This is a genomic window from Brevibacillus sp. B_LB10_24, from assembly GCF_046036945.1.
Taxonomy (GTDB): Bacteria; Bacillota; Bacilli; order Brevibacillales; family Brevibacillaceae; genus Brevibacillus_C.
Window position 1 is genome coordinate 149,031 of the sequence record NZ_JBJQOQ010000008.1, and the last position, 20,159, is coordinate 169,189.

At 55.9% G+C, this 20,159-nt stretch carries 18 protein-coding genes and 1 riboswitch; of the genes, 16 read left to right on the forward strand and 2 right to left on the reverse strand.

What is annotated here, in order from left to right:
* From ACI7RC_RS10245 to ACI7RC_RS10265, 5 genes are all read left to right on the forward strand, one after another.
* Positions 1-729 carry a DedA family protein gene (locus ACI7RC_RS10245; protein ID WP_408108142.1) on the forward strand — a complete coding sequence of 243 codons (729 nt, stop codon included), beginning with the start codon at positions 1-3 and terminating at the stop codon, positions 727-729.
* An 87-nt stretch (positions 730-816) separates the two neighbouring features.
* The gene (gene mltG / locus ACI7RC_RS10250; protein WP_408108143.1) at positions 817-1,932 is read left to right on the forward strand and encodes an endolytic transglycosylase MltG; all 1,116 of its coding nucleotides are present in this window, start codon (positions 817-819) and stop codon (positions 1,930-1,932) included.
* Between the two features lie 58 nt (positions 1,933-1,990).
* The gene (locus tag ACI7RC_RS10255) at positions 1,991-2,638 is read left to right on the forward strand and encodes an O-methyltransferase (RefSeq protein WP_408108144.1); all 648 of its coding nucleotides are present in this window, start codon (positions 1,991-1,993) and stop codon (positions 2,636-2,638) included.
* 47 nt (positions 2,639-2,685) lie between these two features.
* The gene (gene udk / locus ACI7RC_RS10260; RefSeq protein WP_408108145.1) at positions 2,686-3,315 is read left to right on the forward strand and encodes a uridine kinase; all 630 of its coding nucleotides are present in this window, start codon (positions 2,686-2,688) and stop codon (positions 3,313-3,315) included.
* 187 nt (positions 3,316-3,502) lie between these two features.
* Positions 3,503-5,296 (forward strand): peptidoglycan D,D-transpeptidase FtsI family protein, encoded by a 1,794-nt coding sequence (locus ACI7RC_RS10265; RefSeq protein ID WP_408108146.1) that lies wholly within the window; start codon positions 3,503-3,505, stop codon positions 5,294-5,296.
* Here the strand turns inward: ACI7RC_RS10265 and ACI7RC_RS10270 are convergent.
* Positions 5,256-5,735 (reverse strand): Mov34/MPN/PAD-1 family protein, encoded by a 480-nt coding sequence (locus tag ACI7RC_RS10270; protein ID WP_408108147.1) that lies wholly within the window; start codon positions 5,733-5,735, stop codon positions 5,256-5,258. The genes ACI7RC_RS10265 and ACI7RC_RS10270 overlap by 41 nt on opposite strands.
* 205 nt (positions 5,736-5,940) lie before the next feature.
* On the opposite strand from ACI7RC_RS10270, the gene ACI7RC_RS10275 reads away from it, so the two are divergent.
* Positions 5,941-7,629, forward strand: a complete 1,689-nt coding sequence (locus ACI7RC_RS10275) for a methyl-accepting chemotaxis protein (RefSeq protein ID WP_408108148.1) — start codon at positions 5,941-5,943, stop codon at positions 7,627-7,629.
* Between the two features lie 136 nt (positions 7,630-7,765).
* Positions 7,766-8,074 (forward strand): hypothetical protein, encoded by a 309-nt coding sequence (locus ACI7RC_RS10280; RefSeq protein WP_408108149.1) that lies wholly within the window; start codon positions 7,766-7,768, stop codon positions 8,072-8,074.
* A 106-nt stretch (positions 8,075-8,180) separates the two neighbouring features.
* Here the strand turns inward: ACI7RC_RS10280 and ACI7RC_RS10285 are convergent, their stop codons facing one another.
* Complete coding sequence (locus ACI7RC_RS10285; protein WP_408108150.1) at positions 8,181-8,597, reverse strand: hypothetical protein; 417 nt, start codon at positions 8,595-8,597, stop codon at positions 8,181-8,183.
* 197 nt (positions 8,598-8,794) lie between these two features.
* Positions 8,795-8,988: riboswitch (cobalamin riboswitch) on the forward strand.
* Positions 8,989-9,229: 241 nt separating this feature from the next.
* On the opposite strand from ACI7RC_RS10285, the gene ACI7RC_RS10290 reads away from it, so the two are divergent.
* The 9 genes from ACI7RC_RS10290 to essC all read left to right on the forward strand — a co-directional run bounded on the left by ACI7RC_RS10290 (position 9,230) and on the right by essC (position 20,129).
* The gene (locus ACI7RC_RS10290; protein ID WP_408108176.1) at positions 9,230-10,273 is read left to right on the forward strand and encodes a FecCD family ABC transporter permease; all 1,044 of its coding nucleotides are present in this window, start codon (positions 9,230-9,232) and stop codon (positions 10,271-10,273) included.
* Positions 10,270-11,070 carry an ABC transporter ATP-binding protein gene (locus ACI7RC_RS10295; protein ID WP_408108151.1) on the forward strand — a complete coding sequence of 267 codons (801 nt, stop codon included), beginning with the start codon at positions 10,270-10,272 and terminating at the stop codon, positions 11,068-11,070. The genes ACI7RC_RS10290 and ACI7RC_RS10295 overlap by 4 nt, the downstream gene beginning before the upstream one ends.
* A complete protein-coding gene (locus ACI7RC_RS10300) occupies positions 11,060-12,136 on the forward strand; it encodes a methyltransferase domain-containing protein (RefSeq protein WP_408108152.1) in 1,077 nt (358 codons plus the stop codon). Before ACI7RC_RS10295 ends, ACI7RC_RS10300 begins: the two co-directional genes overlap by 11 nt.
* A 64-nt stretch (positions 12,137-12,200) precedes the next feature.
* Positions 12,201-13,238: an ABC transporter substrate-binding protein gene (locus ACI7RC_RS10305; protein ID WP_408108153.1), complete on the forward strand. Its 1,038-nt coding sequence runs from the start codon at positions 12,201-12,203 to the stop codon at positions 13,236-13,238.
* Between the two features lie 64 nt (positions 13,239-13,302).
* Positions 13,303-13,677: a (2Fe-2S) ferredoxin domain-containing protein gene (locus ACI7RC_RS10310; protein ID WP_408108154.1), complete on the forward strand. Its 375-nt coding sequence runs from the start codon at positions 13,303-13,305 to the stop codon at positions 13,675-13,677.
* Positions 13,678-13,930: 253 nt separating this feature from the next.
* Positions 13,931-14,683, forward strand: a complete 753-nt coding sequence (locus ACI7RC_RS10315) for a vWA domain-containing protein (RefSeq protein WP_408108155.1) — start codon at positions 13,931-13,933, stop codon at positions 14,681-14,683.
* A 17-nt stretch (positions 14,684-14,700) separates the two neighbouring features.
* Entirely contained in the window at positions 14,701-15,612 is a 912-nt protein-coding gene (locus tag ACI7RC_RS10320; RefSeq protein ID WP_408108156.1) for a hypothetical protein, read from the forward strand.
* The gene (locus tag ACI7RC_RS10325) at positions 15,612-16,031 is read left to right on the forward strand and encodes an EsaB/YukD family protein (protein WP_408108157.1); all 420 of its coding nucleotides are present in this window, start codon (positions 15,612-15,614) and stop codon (positions 16,029-16,031) included. The genes ACI7RC_RS10320 and ACI7RC_RS10325 overlap by 1 nt, the downstream gene beginning before the upstream one ends.
* Positions 16,032-16,049: 18 nt before the next feature.
* Complete coding sequence (gene essC / locus ACI7RC_RS10330) at positions 16,050-20,129, forward strand: type VII secretion protein EssC (RefSeq protein ID WP_408108158.1); 4,080 nt, start codon at positions 16,050-16,052, stop codon at positions 20,127-20,129.
* Positions 20,130-20,159: the final 30 nt, after the last annotated feature.

The window sequence follows — 20,159 nt, forward strand, 5'->3', positions numbered from 1 at the left end:
GTGGCAACAATCGTACATTGGTTTGAGACTTACGGGTTATGGGTGCTTTTTTTTGGCCTGCTGCTGGAATACGTAGCGCTTCCCTTCCCCGGAGAATTCGTCTTGACGTATGCTGGTTTTCTCAGCTACTCGCACCACTTCTCTTGGCTTTGGTCTGTCCTGCTTGCCGCGGCCGGCACGACGCTCGGCATCTCGATAACGTATCTGATTGGCCGACGGGTCGGCAGGATGTTTTTTGAAAAGGTGGGAACGTATTTTTTTCTTGGACCTGACAAGCTGGACAAGGCGTCCCGCTGGTTTGATACATACGGTAACAAAGTGCTGTTTATTGCGTTCTTCATTCCCGGACTGCGTCATGTTACCGGCTACCTGTCGGGGATTTTGAAGCTCCCGTTTCGCACCTTTGCCGTCTATGCCTACAGCGGAGCCGTTTTCTGGGTGCTCACCTTCTTTGGGGCCGGGTATCTGCTCGGGCCGAACTGGCAGGGGGTTCACCGGGTCACGTCGTCGCCCTGGGTCCAAGCCGGGATGATCATCGCTGCTGCATGCGTCGCCGCCGTTTTTGTCTATAAGTACCGTCGGCAGCTTGGCGGCTGGCCGGCAACGGTGCTGCGCCGTTTGTACGAGCGCTGCGGCCGGGTTCAAGTCGGCTGGGTCGTCAAAATGACGGCAGTTCTCCTCTTGATCACGGCAGTCACTTTGCTTTCCCGTTACGTTCAGACAAAGTGATCCGTGCGTTTTTTCCTTGATGAAAATGATGCAAGAGTCAGGGACTTTCGGTATAATGGAGAGCGATGTTTACAGAGGGGGATTCCGGTGGAACAGAACAGAGAGAATCGGGCTGCCGAGGAGTTGCCTGTCCTTCCCAAATTCCGGAGGAGAAGGCGGAGGGGCGGTCTTTTACAGGGATTTTTGCTGCTGCTTGTGCTGCTCGTACTGGCAGCGGGAGCGGGAGCCTTTTACGTATACGCTCAGCTGCAGCCGATCGACGCGAACGGGAGCGAGACCGTCAAAGAGGTGGACATTCCCGCCGGCTCTTCGGTGCGCGTGATCGGACAGATTTTGCAAGATCAAGGATTGATCAAAAACGGATTGGTCTTTAGCTACTACTCCCGGTACAAGGGGATCAGCAGCCAATTGCAGGCGGGGAAATACCAATTCCGCACAGGAATGACATTGGACGAGATCCTGCAGGATATGGCGGAGGGCAAGGTTGTCAAGGACAGCATCCGGTTTACGATTCCCGAAGGCTGGAGTGTCGAGCAGATCGCGGCCGCTCTGGAGAAGGACGGGCTGGTCAAGAAGGATGCTTTTTTAAAGGAAGTAAATGAAGGTGATTTTTCCGCGTTTTCCTTCGTGTCCGCCATTCCGGCCAAAGCGGAGCGAAAATACCGGTTGGAAGGGTATTTGTTCCCTGAGACCTACGAGGTGGAAAAAGGGGCGACAGCCCATGATATCATCGTGAAGATGCTGCAGCAGTTTGAGCGCGAGGTGAAGCCGGAGTGGCTGGAAGCGTTGAAAAAGCGAAACATCACTTTGGATAATGCCTTGATCCTGGCCTCCATCGTCGAGCGGGAAGTGACCGTGGACAAGGAGCGTCCGCTCGTCGCCGGGGTGTTTTTCAACCGGCTGCGAGACAACTGGCCGCTGCAGGCTGACGCGACTGTCCAGTTCGCGCTGGGAAAACAGCGGGATCTGATAACGTACGCCGACTTGAAGGTAGAAAGTCCGTACAATACGTATCTGCACAAGGGACTGCCGCCGGGACCGATCGCCAGCCCGGGCAGAGCCTCGATAGAAGCGGTCGTCAAACCGGCATCGCACGATTACTTTTTTTACGTAACGAAAAAGGACGGCTCGTCCGAGCACTACTTCTCCCGAACGCTCCAGGAGCACGATGCCCGGGACGCGCAGAGCCGCAGCAACAAATAAGGTGAGGGGCGGCGCGAATCCGTTTTGAAGTCATTTTGGTACGACGAGGTGTTGTGTAGTGATCACAAGTCCAGCCGTTGAGGCGTATTTGACCGGCTTGGTCCCCGAGCGATCTGCACTGCTGCAGCGATTGGAGCGGGAAGCGGCAGAAGAAGGAATTCCGATCATCCTCTTGCCGTCGGCCCAGTTGATCCGGCTGCTGCTTTTGACCCATGGGCCCAAGCGCATCCTCGAGGTGGGGACGGCTATCGGCTACTCGGCGATTTGGCTGGCCGAGGCTGCCGGGCAGGCGGAGGTCGTCACCATCGAACAGGATGAGGCCAGGGCAGCCCGCGCGCAGGCCAATTTTGCTGAAGCGGGACTCGGCGACCGGATCAAGCTCATCGTGGGTGATGCGACGAAGGGGCTGCCGGATCCGGAAGCAGGACCTTTCGACTGCCTGTTCATCGATGCGGCGAAGGGACAGTACCAGGCTTTTCTCGACCTCTATCTGCCGCACATAACGGAGGGCGGCCTGGTCATCTGCGACAATGTCCTCTTTCGCGGCCTGGTGGTCGACCCGGAAGCGGCCGGCAAAAGGCAGCGTCCGTTGGTTGAAAAGTTGATACGGTTTAATCAGTACCTGGCAAACCATCCCCTGTTGGAGACTTCGTTTGTCCCGATCGGAGATGGCATCGCGATCAGTTGGAGGCGAACTGGCGCGTAAGCTGGCCTGAAGTTGAAATCATGGGAATGAGGAAGGAGAATTACCGCATGGGTCAGCCACTGCTGATAGGGGTTGCCGGAGGCAGCGGTTCCGGCAAAACCACTGTCGCAAAGGAATTGTACAAGCAGTTTGAGTACGAGAGCGTCCTGATGATCGAGCAGGATTCCTACTATAAAGATCAGAGCCACTTGACCATGGAAGAGAGGGCCAAGACCAACTACGATCATCCGTTTGCATTTGACAACGACCTGCTCTTGGCCCATCTGCAGGAATTATTGCACAGGCGGCCGATCAAGAAGCCGGTATACGATTTTAAAGTGCATAATCGCTCGTCCGAGCAGGTGCTGGTAGAACCCAAAGACGTCATCATTCTTGAGGGGCTGTTGATCTTGGAGGATCAGCGGATCCGGGATCTGATGGACATCAAGGTGTTCGTCGACACGGATGCCGACGTGCGGATTGTGCGCCGGATTCAACGGGACATCGAGGAGCGGGGGCGAACGCTGCGCTCTGTCGTTTCGCAGTATTTGACTGTTGTCCGGCCGATGCATTTGCAGTTCATCGAACCGACAAAGCGCTATGCCGACGTGATCGTGCCGGAAGGCGGCTACAACCGCGTCGCGCTTGACCTGTTATCGACAAAAATCCGCGATATTTTGCTGCAAAAGGGACTTTAGCCGGCCGGAGGAAATTTCCTCCGGTTTTTTTGTACTTTCGGAAAGTTTAATTCCGCTAATGCGTTAAATGATGAAAGTATGAGAAAAACGAAGGCTTTCGCTATTGGACTTGGCGATAAGCCAAGTTTTTCTCATTTTTTCTTTCGTTCTAGGAAATAATAGGCAAAACGTGCGGGGAGGGAAAAGCGTGTATCTGTTGCGGCTGGCCAAACGCAGAAGTTTCTTGATCCTGCTGCTGCTCACCGTGTTTTGGGGCGGACTGATCGCCCGGCTCTGGTGGCTTCAGCTTGGCTTTGCCCACCACTACTCGGCCCGCGATATCGATCTGGTCAAACACGCGGTCAGACAGCGGCAGCAAACCGTCATTCTCGACAGCGGGCGAGGCGAGATACGGGATCGGAACGGCTATCCTTTTACCGGGATCAAAACGCTGACGCTTGTCCTCTTTCCGCTGGCCCGCACCGGCATGGCAGACGCTTCTGCCGCCCAAAAACTGGCCTCGCTGATCGATTGGCCCCAGGCAAAGCTGGCGGAGGCGATCCGCAAGGTAAAAGACCCCCATGCCCTGCGGGACGAACGGGGCAAACTGGTCGCCTTGTCCGCGCGGCAGGCGGAGGAGATCAACAGACTGAAGCTGCCGGGCGTACTGGCTTTGCCTGTTGCACAGCGCTATCGTCCTGATGCAAGGGCCAAACAGGTCATCGGCTTTGTCGGTCAGAACCCCGAGCTGGTCAAACAACTGTACCCATCCGAACTGAGGTCGGGAAAGATGAGTCTGGACAGCGGGATTGGCGCCTCCGGGCTGGAGCGGAGCTTCGATCGGTTTCTGCAGCAGATCGAGCCCGCCCGCCTGTCCTATTTTGTCGATGGCGCAGGCCGGCCGCTGCGGGGGTTGGACATGCGCTTCAAGCAAAGCGAGAACAGCTACTATCCGCTTTCGCTGACCACCACGCTGGATGCCAAGATCCAGGCCAAGCTGGAACAGGCGGCTGACCAGGCGGGACTGAAACAGGGATCGATCGTGGTTCTGGACGCCGGATCGGGGGATGTGGTCGCGATGGTCAGCCGTCCGGCGTATGATCAGTCAAAGGTTGACATCGCCGCAGGCAATTGGCAAAACAGGGCGGTCAAACAGCTCCCCCCCGGTTCTGTCTTTAAAATCGTCGTCGCGGCGGCAGCGCTGGAGGAAGGCGCGGCCCTGCCGACGGAAAAATTCCAGTGCACGGGAGAGTACGGCAAGTACGGTTTTTCCTGCTGGAACAAGGAGGGTCACGGGGCCGTCACGATGGAGGAGGCATTCGCCCAGTCCTGCAACATCGCGTTTGCCGAGATTGCCAAGCGGTTGGGCGGGGCAAAAATAGAGGAGTACGCCCGGCGGCTGGGCCTGACGGTGCCGGTGGGCTGGACGGCAAAGGAGCTGTACCAGTTGAAGAACTTCCGCCAGATAGACGCGGAAGAGTCCGGGACGGTCTTTGCACCTGGCGTTCCCCGCGAGGATGAAGGCGTGCTGATCCAGACAGCGATCGGGCAGCGGGATGCCAGGATCACCCCCCTTCAGGCGGCCAATCTGATGGTGACCATCCTGCGGGGCGGACAGCCCGGACAAGTGCGCCTGGTCCGGGATATCACCTACCAAAACGGCGTCACCTTTTACCATTTCTCCCCGCAGCCGCTTGAAGGACAGGGAGTTAGCCAAATAACCGCATGGAAATTGCGGCGCTACCTGGAACAGGTTGTACAAAAGGGAACAGGCAAGTCGCTTGGCGGCCTGCCCTGGAAAACAGCGGGAAAGAGCGGCACGGCACAGGTGACCGTACGGGGGCAGCGGCGCGACCACCAGTGGTTTGTCGGTTATGCGCCGGTTGACAAGCCGCGCTACGCGATCGCCGTGGTGGCAGAAAATCGGCCGGCGAGAGGCACCCACCTAGGGACAGCCATTTTCAGTTCAGTTGCCGAGACCCTTGCTTCCCTACGAGAATGACCCTCTCTACCTCCTGCATCCTGCCTCCGTAGATAAAGCCCCTGACCCTGATCCCATGCCTGTGCATGCCGACGATCAGCATGATGGGCGAAGAAGATTGGTACGTTTCCTGGTAGGTTTTTAATGCAAACGTTTTTCGATCCCCCAGGCTGGGCGTCAAGCGCTTCACCGTATGGCTGTGCCAATCTCCGATGTAGCGCAAGCGCCCGGCGCTCCGCAGCTTCAGCTTGGCAGTCACGGTTCGAATGTGATTTTCATCAAAAACGACGGTCTTCCGCTCTTTTATCGCACGCGGCCCGGGTTCGCTGGCATATGAGACGACCCAATCCCCGTTTAGTTGGTATCCCATCAAAATGCCGCCAGTTTCCACGTTGGGATTTTTGCTTACCGCCTGTTCGATCTGCTTCCAGGCTTTTTCGGTGACGTACAGTGTTGTCATGACATTTCCCCCCTTACAGTTGCCGTGGGTCAGTAACACTACATCGTATGAAGGAAGGCGGGATGAGGAACCTTTTGCGGCGATTTTTCCAATAAGAAGGACAGAGGTGAGTCGAAACTTTCTGAACAATTCGGTTTTATCTTCATGTTTTATGGGTAAATATTCCATATACATACTTCTCAGTATCAATATAGGGGGGAGTTTCTTGAAATTCACGCTTGGCAAAAAATTAGTCAGCGCTTTTGTCATCATCGCTCTGCTATTGGGGGCAGTCGGAATTACCTGTCTTTACTTTTTGCAGAAGGTGGATCAATCGTATTCGGACATACTTGTCAGGCGGGAACATATCTTGACGAATCTAAACGACATAAGCAACGGGACTGTTCAGATGATGAACAGTGTCCGCAGTTTTCTGGCGGGGGCGAACAAACAGGATGCGATCAAGTTTGAAGGCGCCTATCAGCAGGCAGAGGAGCTGCTCGGCCAAACGGTTCCCCTGTTGAGACGCGATACAGATATCGAAACCGTCCAACAAGTACAGGAGATGGTGAAACAGCTCAAAGAGAAGGGGGACAAGGTGTTCGCACTGCCCAGCGACCAGCAGGAGGAGGCAGTCAGGCTGGTCATCGCCGAAGCGGTGCCGCTCGGCTTGGAAATGAAAAAGCTGGTCGATGAGATGGCGTCGGATCAAAAGCAGTTGATCGAGACAGCTGTAGAGAGCAACCAGAGCCTGGTCGTCTCGCTGAAATGGATTTCCCTGGGGCTGATCGCAGCCACGTTCATCCTGGCAGTGGCGATCGGGATCGTCTTCTCGCGGAGGGTGTCCAGATCGATTGGGGTTCTGAGTCTCGCGGCCGGCAAAATCGCCGAGGGAGATTTTTCAGGCGGCGACATCCGGATCAAAAGCCGGGATGAAATCGGTGATTTGGCCCGCTCCTTCCAGCAGATGAAGGAAAATCTCCGCGTGCTGATCAGGCAGGTAGCGTTAAATGCCCAGCAGGTGGCTGCTTCTGCGGAGCAGCTGATGGCCAGTTCCGACCAGACGAGCAAAGCCGCCGGGCAAATCACTTTGACGATACAGGAAATGGCTGCCGGCTCCGATCAGCAGGTCCAGGAAGTGGAAGGAAGCGCAAAAGAGATCCAGGAGATGTCAACAAGCGCACAGCATATCGCGGCGAGCGCCGGTCACGTATCTGGCGTCGCTGCCGAAGCTTCCCGAAAGGCTGCAGACGGAGACCAAGCCATCCGGACGGCGGTGGAGCAAATGGAAACGATCAATCGGACGATGAGCGACTTGACCCGGGTTATCGAAGGGCTGCAGGGGCGCTCAACGGAAATCGGACAAATCATCGAAGTGATCACCAGCATCTCCGCTCAGACCAATCTCTTGGCTTTAAACGCAGCGATCGAGGCGGCGAGAGCAGGCGAACACGGACGCGGGTTCTCGGTGGTGGCCGACGAGGTTCGCAAGCTGGCGGAACAATCGACGGCATCGGCTCAGCAAATCGCTGACTTGATCAGCGCCATTCAGCTTGAAACCGGGGCGGCCGCCCAATCGATGCAGAGAGGCCGGCAGGAAGTGGAGAACGGGATGGGCGCGGTCCATCAGGCGGGGAAATCCTTTGCCCAGATTCAAGCTTCTGTCCTGGAAGTGACGAACCAGATTGAAGAAGTATCCGCTGCGTCCAAACAGATGGCGGCAGGAACGGAAAAAGTGGTGCAGACGTTTGAGCGCGTGCTGCAGCTTGCCGAGGGTTCGGCATCAGGCAGCCAGAGCATCTCGGCAGCCACACAGGAACAGCTGGCCTCCATGGAGGAAATCACTGCGTCTGCCGGCGCGCTGTCCAAACTGGCGGAGGAATTGCAGCAGCGCGTGGAAACATTCAAGGTGTAGCGGATAGGGAGGAACGGAAAAACATCGCGGGAGTTGCGATATTGATCTTTTTCATATTTTCTTTGATTATCTTTTCATATATAATACCTACACAAAACTATGGCACATTGAAAGAAAAATAGAAAGTTACGTTAACATGTACACAGCTCATGTTGCAGGCGAATTCAGGCAATTTACGTATGATTATAGTTGGGTTGAAGGGTTGCATTATTTTGATGCCTATGCTTCCCTATGCGAAGCTTCCGCGGCGCTATGCAAAAATGGAGACGTATATGGGATAGCCAGTCGTCTTAAACGTTTCGCTGAAAAAGATAATTTTGATAAACTAAGTTATAAAGATGCGCGGTATATAGCAGATTTTTTGGATTCGCTGTTAACAGATTCACCTCCCACTTCGGATGAAGTCTTCAAGTTTTTGGGTTATATTGTAGAACTTAGCAAGTAAGTAGATTCTTATGCGGTCTCGGGACAACCTTCGGTTTACCGTGGCCGCATCATATTTTCTAAGATTGGAAGCAGGCTGCCCTAATACGGGGGGAGTAGAAATGGAATCAGTCGGCGGGACGAAGGAATTTCTTGAACATCAACTTGACCAGCAGATCGGAAATCCAGAACATGGAGGAATTAATCGCGATCAGCCGCCAGAATGGCTGCGTATAGTGAAGGAAATCTAGAAAATTGTCCGCAGGGTGAGACGTGAAGGCCAGCGTAAAGGCAATGATAAAGGGTGAGAGCACCACAAATGTAAGCAGAATCTGCAGCATTCCCGAATAAACAGGGCCGAGATACCTTATATTCATAGCTAACAGGTCAGCCACTAATGAGACGGGCAAAGAAACAATCATGAATACGCTTGCCACCACAGCGCCGTAGATAAAGACAAAGACAGGCTCCTTAGACTGAATCCCGATGATGGAAACGGAAAGGACAGAAGCCAAAAGGACCGTGACGTATTTGCTCCCCATCAAGTCAATCCCCCCTCGGAAGGTTCTGCGAATCCTTGCATCCGTTGACATCTGAATTCCAACATTTCCCATACCCTTATAGTAAAACATTTGGAAGGATTTGCATATTCCTAATTTCCGACTGCCTATTGCTGGACGCACAGGTAGCAATCTTCCAAACTTTAGGGTAAGATAAAAGGAATGCAGGCACCAACCTACAATTTCATAGGATGCAGCCAGGTGCCCTTGTGGGAACAAGGGGTAACAGGGAATCGGGTGAAAGTCCCGAGCGGTCCCGCCACTGTATCCGGGGAGTTCTCTTTTCATACAGGCCACTCGATGCCACAACGTCGGGGAAGGCGAAAGAGCGCGACGATCCGGGAGCCAGGAGACCTACCTAGCATGCTCACACCAGCAATGCCTTCGCGGAAAGGAGAGGTGTACGGAAAGAAGCAACGATTGTTTGCCGCAGTTTGTTGTTTTTCTCATAAGATCCGGACCCGTAACCCCATCTGCCGAGATGGGGTTTTTTCGTATGTAGGCAAGCGAGAATTGCAGAAAGGAGCAAAAAATTGAGAAACCTGATACCCCAGCTATCTTCAAAAGGAATCGTACGGGCAAGCGGAAATGCCCGCCCGGCCCTTGTAAACGGCCGGATGGGGCTAAGGGGCGTCCTGTGGCTGCTGTTCGGGATGTTTTTGCTATCCGTGACGCTGGCCGTCATGCTCGGCCCGATCAAGATTGCCCCTGAGACGGTGTGGAAAATCCCCCTGTCCCATCTGCCCGGGATTGGACAAGCAATCGAACGGGATTGGACGAAGGCGCAGGAGCACATCATTTGGGATATCCGCTTCCCCCGTGTGCTGCTTGGGGCTGTGGTGGGAGCAGGGCTTGGCGTGGCCGGGGCGGTCATGCAATCCCTGCTGCGCAATTCGCTCGCCGACCCGTACATCCTCGGCGTCTCTTCCGGTTCGTCTGCTGCCGCCACATTGGTTATCATCTTCGGGGTACTTCCGTATTTCGGGCAGTACGCGTTGACTTTCGGTGCCTTTTTCGGTGCTCTCGTTTCTATGATCGCCGTTTACTTGGTCGCCCAGGTACGGGGAAGCATCAATACTTCTCGACTGCTCTTGGCAGGCATTGCCGTCTCAATGGTTTTATCTGCCGTAACCAACTTTATTATCATGCTGGCTCCGAAAGAACAGGGCATCCGGGACGCGATGTTTTGGATGATGGGCAGTTTCTCTGGCGCCAAGTGGGAGTACTTGACGATCCCCGGTTTGGCTGTGCTGGCCGGTACCGCGTTTTTGCTGTTTCAATACCGCGCCTTGAATGCCGTCTTGATGGGCGACGAAACGGCGAAAACACTTGGCATCAACATGGATGCGTTTCGAAAAACGCTTATTCTCGTCGTTTCGCTGCTTACCGGGGTCATCGTCGCCGTGAGCGGCTGCATCGGGTTTATCGGCATGATGATGCCGCATATTGCCCGGTTTTTGGTCGGCTCTGACCATCGGCGGGTCCTCCCGGTATGCGCCGGGCTGGGGGCGATTACCGCTATTTGGGCAGATGTTCTCGCCCGCCTGGTATTGGCCCCCCAGGAAGTGCCGATCGGTGTGGTTACCGCACTGTGCGGCGGGCCGTTTTTTATCTGGCTGCTGCGCCGGAGTACATATACCTTCGGAGGGGGAAGCAAATGAACGTGACAGTGGAACACGCTTCGTTTTCGCTGATGCAAACGCCTATTGTCCAGGATATATCCCTGCATGCCGCCTCGGGGCAATTTGTCGGCATCATCGGGCCGAACGGGAGCGGAAAATCCACGCTGTTGAAAATGATCTGCCGAATCCTGGAGCCGGATGCCGGAATGGTCAGTTTGGATAACCAGGAGCTAAGCCGATTGGCTTCGCGCTGCATTGCACAGCGGATGGCAGTCGTCAGTCAGGAGACGACGCAGATGTTTGATTTTTCGGTATGGGAAATGGTGCTGATGGGGCGGACTCCGCATAAACGCTTGTTCGAGCCGGATACCTCATTGGATGAAGAGATTGTGGACATGGCCCTGCAGCGCGTCGGCATGCTGGAGTACGCGGAGCGCAGCTTTATGAGTTTGTCCGGAGGTGAAAAGCAGCGGGTGCTGATCGCCAGGGCGCTGGCTCAGCAGGCGCAGGTGATCGTACTGGACGAGCCGACGAACCATCTGGACATCCGCTACCAGCTGCAACTGCTGGATCTGGTCAAGACCCTGGGCGTCACCGTCATCTCGGCGCTGCACGACTTGAACCTGGCTTCCGTTTATTGCGACTATTTGTACGTTATGCAGGATGGACGGGTGTTCATCTCCGGGCCGCCTGAGGAAGTGCTGACAGCGGAATTGTTGCACGACGTATTTGGCGTAGCGAGCGAAATCGTGATTCACCCGCTGACGAAAAAACCGCATATCACTTTTTTGTCCAACCTGGTTCGACAGACAGGAGGGTGGAACAATGGCATATAGCAAATGCAGCTTTTGTCACTTCATGTACGACGAATGGTTTGGCGACACGCGAAACGGCGTCCCCGCTGGCACGCCGTTGGCAGAGTTGGCCGGCAGCGTCTGTACCCGCTGCGGCATGCAGGGCAGGCGGCATGAACGGCAAGGTACGCCCCTCTACGCCGGGCTGGAGGCGGAGTATTACGATCAATTTGCCGGGAAGGGCGGAATCGCCTTTTACCGCAACTGGCTGCTGGCGTGCACCGAATCGCCGGCTGTCCTGGAGCTTGGGGTTGGAACAGGCAGAATTGCCGTGGAAATCGCCGAGAAAGCGGGGACAGTATGCGGAGTGGATTGGAGTCCGGCGATGCTGAAAGTGGCGAATGCCAAGCGGGAGCGGATATTCAAGCAGAACCCGGAAAGGTTGGAACTGGTTGAAGCAGACGTGATGGCTTTTCAGCCCGGCGCCATGTTTTCGCATGTACTCTGCACAGATGGCTTGTTCCAGCATTACAGTCTCGTTGAGGAACAGATCGCTTTGCTGCAGCGAATCCGGGAAAATTTGCGGCCGGGGGGCTGGCTGGCCGTCGACCTGCTGCTTCCGCCTGAAGGGGGAGCCTGGACGGAGCGGCGGTGCAAGCGGCTGCCCAATGGAAAAATGGTGTACAAGCAGGTGGAAGGAGAAACTTCCTTGCGCCGCCAGTTGTTTCACTGCACGATTACTTTCGAGGCTTTCGTCGACGGGCTGCAGCAGGCGCGATACCGGGTGGAACGGGAATACGCCCTGATGACGCCGAGAGAACTGGGTCATCTGCTCGCCGCGGAAGGTTTTGCCGTCGTTGGCATGTACGAAAATTACGGTTTGTCCAAACCGTGGCGCACTGCTTCGCTGCCCCAAACAGAACCGGCTTTCGCCCGGTTGGAACCGGAGGAAACGTTGGCCGACCGGAGCGAAGCGGGGGAGGCTGACGGTCTCCTTTCCTACCGTCAGGATATGTGGCTGGAAGGCGGATATCCACTGGACGGGATGATGAGTCGGCCGCCGGTACAGGCGGGATCTAAATTTACATTAATTTCCAAGTCTCGATAATCGAAGAAGTTCCTGTAAGCTGCAAGGCTTGCTTCAAAAAAACAATGCGAGGAGAAGTCCGATCATGAACAAGCAACGCAAGTCTGTCAGTCAACTGATCCTGTTTCTATGTCTGATGATCATCCTTTCTGCCTGCAGCAGTTCAACGAACGGAGTAGGCAATACCACTGCCATCAATGAACCTGTCAAGCAAGCCGATTCACAGGGGAAGACGCCGGCAGACCAGGAGTACCAAGCATTTGAACTGACGAATCTGGGGTATACCCAGACCTTTACAGAGGCCCCCAAGCGGGCTGTCACGTTGAATCAGCACGTCACGGAAATGATGCTGGCTCTCGGCCTGCAGGATTCCATGGCAGGAACAGCTTATTTGGACGACAAGATACTGCCCGAGTATGAGGAAGCGTATTCCAAGATTCCTGTGCTCTCCGATAAGTACCCCGCCAAAGAAGTGTTCATGGCGGCAGAACCCGACTTTGCCTACGCCGGCTGGCAGAGCGCTTTTACGGAAAAGACTCTGGGAACCGTCCAGGAATTGGCGAAGGCAGGCATGAAAACCTACGTTCAGGAGTCATCCAACATAACAGCGCCCACTCTGGATGATGTATACAAGGATATCGAAAATATCGGCCGGATCTTTCATGTAGAAGCAAAGGCAACGGAAGTGATCGACAAAATGAAGGCCGATATTGAGCAAATCACCAAGCAGATTGGCCCCGTCGAACAACCGCTTCGCGTCTTTGTCTATGACAGCGGGGAAGACAAAGCGTATACGGCGGCCAACACCTACATGACCTATCTGATCGGTTTGGCCGGAGGCAAAAATATCTTCGACGACATACAGAAGAGCTGGGCGGAAGTGAATTGGGAAGAAGTGGTGGACCGCAATCCGGATGTGATCGTCATCGTCGACTACGGCGACAAATCGGCCGACCAGAAGCGGGATTTGCTGCTTTCCAAAAAGGAGCTTGCCGACCTTCCGGCGATCGCCAACCAGCGCTTTATCGTCCTGCCCCTGTCGGCGGCGTCCGAAGGAATCCGCGCACCGCTTGCCTTGAAAATTCTTGCCGAGGGTTTTTATCCCGACCGGTTTCATCAATGAACAAGGCAATCGAACAGCCCTGAATTCATAACTTGTTCGACCAGTTAAAGGAGAGGATGCCTGTATGTCAACCTGGGACTTATCGAAAACCAAGCGCCACGTCCTCATATGCAATGGCGGAAGCTGCATGAAACAAGGAGCGGAAGAGGTCACGCAGGCGATCCGCGCCGAGATCAGCCGGATGCAGGCTGACGACGTGATTCACACGACGAGGACGCGGTGCAATGGACGCTGCGAGGACGCCTGTGTCGTGATCGTGTATCCGGAAGGGATCTGGTACAAACAGATCACCCCGTCAGACGCCGCTGTGCTCGTGCAGCAGCATTTCATAGCCGATGAACCGGTGAAGCATCGCATCAGCCATCAGTACGAGGAGCAGGGCTTTAAGCGAACCGGGCAAACAGTGCAGGGGATGCTGAAATCTGCCAAGACGAAGTAATCAAAAGATACGGAGCAGGCGGCCGCGCTGCAGAAACAGGATGCGCGGCTGTCTGGGACATCTCCGGGTATGCACTGTTGTTTCTTTAGTCCCGGTTAAGATATGTAAAATCATTCCAAAAATGAGGAAAAAGTTGGAGTCCCTAAAGAGGAAATTTGATGTAAAATGTATTTTGAAAATTCCAGTAATAGTCCCTCGGTCGGGGCTTTTCATATTTTCATGCCTGAAGGAAGGGAAAGGAGGCCCGTTATTCGTGAGCCATGAGGTCCAGGCGACACAAAAAACGCCGGCACTGATCATATACGTCATCGATATTAGCGGTTCCATGTGTCTGCCGATGGGTGACAGGCGGCGAATTGACGTCGTAATGGACTCCCTGTCCAGCGCGATCCGACAGATGATCTTTCGTTCCACCAAGGGAAGCCGGCTTTCTCCGCGTTACCGGGTCGCACTGTTCGCCTACAGCGATGAAGTGTACGACCTGCTCGACGGCATCAAGGGAATCGATGAAGTGGCGAGGTTGGGATTGCTGCCCGATCTCAGTCCGCTGCGGCTGACCGACACGGCCAAGGCATTTTCGCAGGTGGAAAAGCTGCTGCAGGAAGAACTGCCGTACATCCAGGATTGTCCTGCTCCCCTGGTGTGCCATATGACGGACGGGGCGGCGACAGGGGACGATCCCGAGCCCATCGCCCGCAAGATCATGCAGATGTCGGTGGCGGATGGAAACGTCCTGGTGGAAAACATCTTTATCTCGGACGACATCCTGCGGGTTCCGATCGTCGATCCCAAGCGCTGGTCCGGCATCTTTCCCGATACGACGCTTACGGATGAGCACGCCATCAAGCTTCGCAACATGTCTTCGCCAATCCCGGAGAGCTATCGGATCATGATGCGAGAGTCCAGTTACCAGATCGAACCGGGAGCGTTGATGATGTTCCCCGGGTCCAGTCCGGAGCTGGTGTCACTTGGTTTTCAGATGTCGGCAGCCACCCCGATTCGGTGAAAGTACAGGTGATGCCCATGGTAAAAAAGTACACTTGTATCAGAGTTGCGCAAGATGCGGAAACCCCTGTGCGAAGGTCAACGGGGGTCTTTACATACCGCTTTGCCTATGCCCGCGCGGCCGATACCAAAACGGCGGGGGACAAGGGACAAGATTACGTTACGTTTGGCAGGAGGGAAGGCTCGTTTATTTTTGCGATCTGCGACGGGGTAAGCCTGTCGTTCTACGGTGAGCTCGCCGCCCGGTTTTTGGGTGATGCCCTGCTGGATTGGCTGTCGTCCGCTGCGGTAGATCGGGCATCTGAGCAGGAGAAGCTGAGACAGAGCCTGCAGGCTTATCTGAGCAGCCTCACCGGTCCGGCCAGTTCAATTATCGATAAATATCCGATCCCCAAGGATGTGACGGGGATTCTCCGCGATGTTCTGGAGGAAAAAAGAAAGCTGGGCAGCGAGACGACATTTGTCTGCGGCCGGATCGACTTGCCCGGCCGCGTCCATAAAAACGGGAAGATCGTCCTGGCCTGGCAGGGGGATTCCAGGCTGCGGTTGTGGCAGCAAGCCCTGGAAAAAACATCGCTCCTTGGCGAGGCGTTTTTCACAGCCCACCGCTGGTCCACCTTGCGCGGACCTGTCGGGGGCGGTCCGCACGTGGCCATCTCGGAGCTGAGCCAGAGCTGGAGAATCACCCGTTTGCTGGTCTATACAGATGGTCTGGCCGACCTGGACGGGTGGAGGGGAATTCCTGACGATCGCCAGCTTCAGCAGTTGATTGACGATGCCGGAAGAAAAGCAACCAGCGATGACATTGCCGTTTTGGACGTATCGTGGAGACTGCCGGCAGACGGGCACAGGGCGGGGGAACCGCCGGTTTTGCCCGGATTCCTGGCAGACTGTGTTGCTAAAATCAAGCAGTTTTTAAGGAGGGCGTAATGGCTGCATATTCGCCATTTCACACAGTTATCGTCACCTTGGTGACAGGTCCGAATGAACCCGAGTGGCCCGATTTTGAGCTTCCCGCGCAGGTGCCTGCGGGCCGTCTGGCTCCGATGATCGCCTACGCACTCAAGGGAGAAGCGGCTGAGATCGAGCACGTGCATTACCTGCTGGAGATCAAAATAGCGGACGGCGATTGGCGAACGCTGGCCGAAGAGGGCACGCTGGCCGAGCTCGGAGTTGCCGAGGGGGCGTATCTGCGGGTCCAAAAGTCCTATTCGACGACACCGTTAAGAAAACCGCTCGACGGATGGCGCCCCATCTTTGAGAGACCGGCGCCGCAATACGAGGATCCGGGTGAAGCTGACGAGGAAGATGCTCCCGCACAAGGGTATGTATGGAAGCTGCTGAGATAAAGAAGGAGGGCACCGGCAGTGAAAACGGAATTTTTCCAAAGGTCGCCGAGGTTGAAACAGCCGCTGCCCCGCGGCACCGTCGAGATCCACCGCCCGCCGGCGGAACCGCAGGCTCCGACGATCTCGATCATTTCGATTATTGTCCCGGTGATTATGACGGCGTTCGTCTTGGGTATGTACCTGTACCTGAATTCGCTGATGAACCGGCCGGGCAATTACATCTACTTTCAAATGGTGTCGATGGGCGCTATGGCCGTATCCTATACAGTTCCGATTTTTGTCTATTTCCACAACAAAAGGAAGTATAAAAACAAGCTGAGGGCAAGGGAGCAGGGGTATCTGGAGCAGTTGCAAAAGCATCGCGCCGAATTGGCGGAGCACGACGAGTTCCAGGCAGAGGTGCTGAGGCGGATCGACCCGGATCCCGGGATATGCATCAGCAAGATCGTCCGGCGGGACAGTTCGCTCTGGGAGCGCTCGCCAAGAGATGAGGATTTTTTATACCTGCGGCTGGGGATCGGCGAGCGTCCCTCCTCTTTGACCATCAAGGCCCCCAGTCAGGAAGGCTATGAACAGGATCCGCTGATCCAGGAGGCCCAGAGAATTGCCGCTGATTTTGCAATGGTCGGCGAGGTTCCCGTCCGTCTGGCTCTGTTCAAGGCGAAAGTAGTCGGGGTCGTCGGCGAACGGAGTGCCGTCCTGAATGCGGTGCGCAATCTCGTTTTGCAGATCGTGACCCATCACTCGCCCGATGAAGTGAAGCTGGCGGCGTTTTTTTCTGCCCGCGAATCGCAGCAGTGGAGCTGGATGCGCTGGCTGCCGCACGCCTGGGATGACGAGAGAGCTGTCAGATTCCTCGCCAAAGAGAAGAAATCGGCCCATTTGCTGCTCGACTATTTGTACGGGCTGCTCAACCGCAGAAAGCACAGCAAGGGAGCTTACAATCCGGGGAGGCTGGATATTCCTTGCTTTGTCTTTGTCCTCTCCGCCCCCCAGCTGGTCGAGGACGAGCCGATTCTTCCCTTGCTGCTCAAAGAAGCGGAAGCCGTGGGCGCCTGCACCATCCTCTTGGCTGACACGAAGGATTCCCTGCCAATGCACTGCAGCGTCATTGTAGACGTAGACGCAGACAAGACCAGGCTGATCGAGACCGTCTCGGTTGGCGATGACGGAGCGGGTGATGTCGAGCAGGCGGTCTCCCCTGATCAGGTCACGCTCGAGATGGCGGATTCCTTCGCCCGCGCCATGGCCCCCATCCGCTTGAAGCGGTCTTCCTCCGGCGACATCCCCAAGGTTCTGACCCTGTTTGACATGCTCGGTGTCCATCGCGTGGACGAACTGGATGCGGCCGGCAGATGGCGGCAAAACCGTTTTCCCGACGCGCTGCCTGTGCCCGTAGGGGTGCGAGCGGGGGGCAAGCGGGTTTTGCTGAATATCCACGACAAGATCGAACGGAAGGGGCATGGACCGCACGGATTGATGGCCGGCACCACGGGCTCGGGCAAAAGCGAGGTGATCCAGTCGATCATCGCCTCGCTCGCGATCCATTACCACCCTTATGAGATGGCATTTTTGCTGATTGACTACAAGGGCGGGGGTATGTCCAACACCTTTGCGGATTTGCCCCACCTGATCGGGGCGATTACCAACCTGGAGGGGAATCTGATCGAGCGGGCCAAGGTGTCGCTTCGGGCGGAGCTCGTCAGGCGGCAAAAACTGTTAATCGAGGCCGGCAATCTGCAGCACATCGACGAGTATTACGCTTCCCCCTGGCGGGAGCGTCAGCCGCTGCCCCATCTGGTGATCGTCATCGATGAATTTGCCCAACTCAAAAAGGATCAGCCCGAGTTTATGAACGAGCTGATCTCGATCGCTGCCATCGGCCGAACGCTGGGCGTTCACCTCATTCTGGCGACTCAGAAGCCGGGCGGGGTGGTCGACGACAAGATCTGGAGCAACTCGCGCTTCCGCATCTGTCTGCGTGTCCAGGATGACGCCGACAGCCGGGAAATGCTGAAAATTCCCGATGCCGCCTGGATTACCACACCGGGACGGGGCTATCTGCAGGTGGGCAGCAACGAGGAATTCGAACTGGTCCAGTACGCCTGGAGCGGGGCGCCTTATCAACCGGATGAATCCCACAAGGTACATCAAGCAGAGATCGTCGAAGTGGCACTGAACGGCCAGAGAATCAAAAAGCGGATCGCCGGACTGGAGCAGCAACTGGCCAAACAATCGCACAGCCAGAAACAGCTGCAAGTCTTGATGGCCTACCTGAAAGAGACAGCGAGACAGGAGGGCCTCGTGCAGCTCCCGGGACCGTGGCTGCCGCCGCTGCCGGAGCAGCTTTTCCTGGAGGATATCCGCGGCGAAAGCGGTTGGAACGGGTGCGAATGGGAGCCAGCCGCGACCTGGCTGCAGCCGGTTGTCGGTCTGGCCGATGATCTCGCCAGCCAAAGGCAAGAGCCGCTTATGCTTCCGCTCGAAGAAGGGCATCTGCCGGTGTACGGCATGCCCGGAACCGGAAAGACCACGTTTGTCCAGACCCTGTTGGTTTCGCTGGCCTTGCAGCATTCGCCAGACGATGTGCACTTCTATATTCTCGACTTCGGCCGGATGCTGCGGGATTTGGCCCGGCTTCCCCATGTCGGCGCCGTCATCCTGGATGAAGAGAGCGACAAGGTAAAACGCCTCTTCCGCTTCCTGCTGCAGGAGCTGGATGCGAGAAGGGAACGCATCGCGAGTGCCGGGGCCAAAACCTTATCCGCCTACCGCCGGGCGACGGGAGAAGCGGTACCGGCGATCGTCGTCTGCATCGATGGATACCTCAACTTTCGCAACTCGTTTGAAACCGAAAACAGTCAATTGGAGCAATTGCTGCGCGAAGGCGGGAGCGTCGGCATCTATTTTGTCGTCACCGCCAACCGGATTACCGATATATTCGACCGGGTGCGCAGCAGCTTTGCCCTGGGCGTCTCCTTCGAATTGGCCGATCCGAGCGATTACTACTTTGCGGTGGGAAGGCCCGCCAAACCGCCTGTCAATCTGCCGGAGGGGCGAGCACTGGTCAAAGGAGGAGTGCCGCCATTGGAGTTTCACACGGCCCTTCCGACAAAAGGGGCAGATGAGACGCAGCGGACAAACGCACTGCGCGAACTGGTCAGGCGCATGGACGAAGCGTGGCTGGGCAGCAGGCCTAAGGAGATCAGGTCCTTGCCGGAGATGGTCCTGCTGGAAGAATTGCTTCGCCAGCCGCGCACAGGCAGCGGGGAACAGGCAAGAGGAAGACTAAAGGTCCCGGTCGGCATAGACGCGGACGACTTGACCCTGTTTGAGATCGACTTGGCGGAAGGACCGTATTTCCTCGTCGGCAGTCCGATCGAAGGCGGCAAGACATCCTTCTTGCTGACCTGGCTGCTCGCGCTCGGCCATCAATTCCCGCCCCAGCGGCTGGAGGTGTACGTGATCGATTTTGGCGGCAGTGAAAAAGGGCTTTCGGCTGTTCGCGACCTGCCGCACGTGCGGGGATATGCAGGTGACGAAACAGAGCTGGCCGGCTTGCTTCAGCTGTTGAGCGAGCAGATCAGCCAACGGGCCAAGACCGGACACACAAAGGCTCACAGCTCGGATGATCCGGCGATCTTTCTCGTCATCGACGATGCCGATCTGTTCTACAAGCGAGTCACTGATTTTCAGGTGAAGGATCAGTTGACCGCGATCCTGCGCCAGGGCAGAAACAGGAATTTTTACGCTGCCATCTCCGGGGTACCGGCGGATTTTCCCTTTAGCAGCAACGACTGGCTGGCGGAAGTCAAAGGGGCGCAGACGGGATTTTTGTTCGGAACGCTGGACGGAAACGATCTCGCTTTCTTAAAAATCCCCTCGTCAGAGGCAAACGCCTATCCGGGCGCCGCCTACAACAAGGTGCTGCCGCCGGGTCAAGGGTACTTTGCCAAACGGAGATACGTCCGAATCAAGGCCGCCTTTCCCTTCTCAGCCGGGCTGACTCCAGCGGTCTGGTTAAAAAGTCTGATGGCAAGGTGGGACTCTTCTAGTCAAAAAGAAGTGCAGATTGCGCCGGATGCCAGTGCTAGATAGACTTAATATGACATTTTTACCAGTAAATTG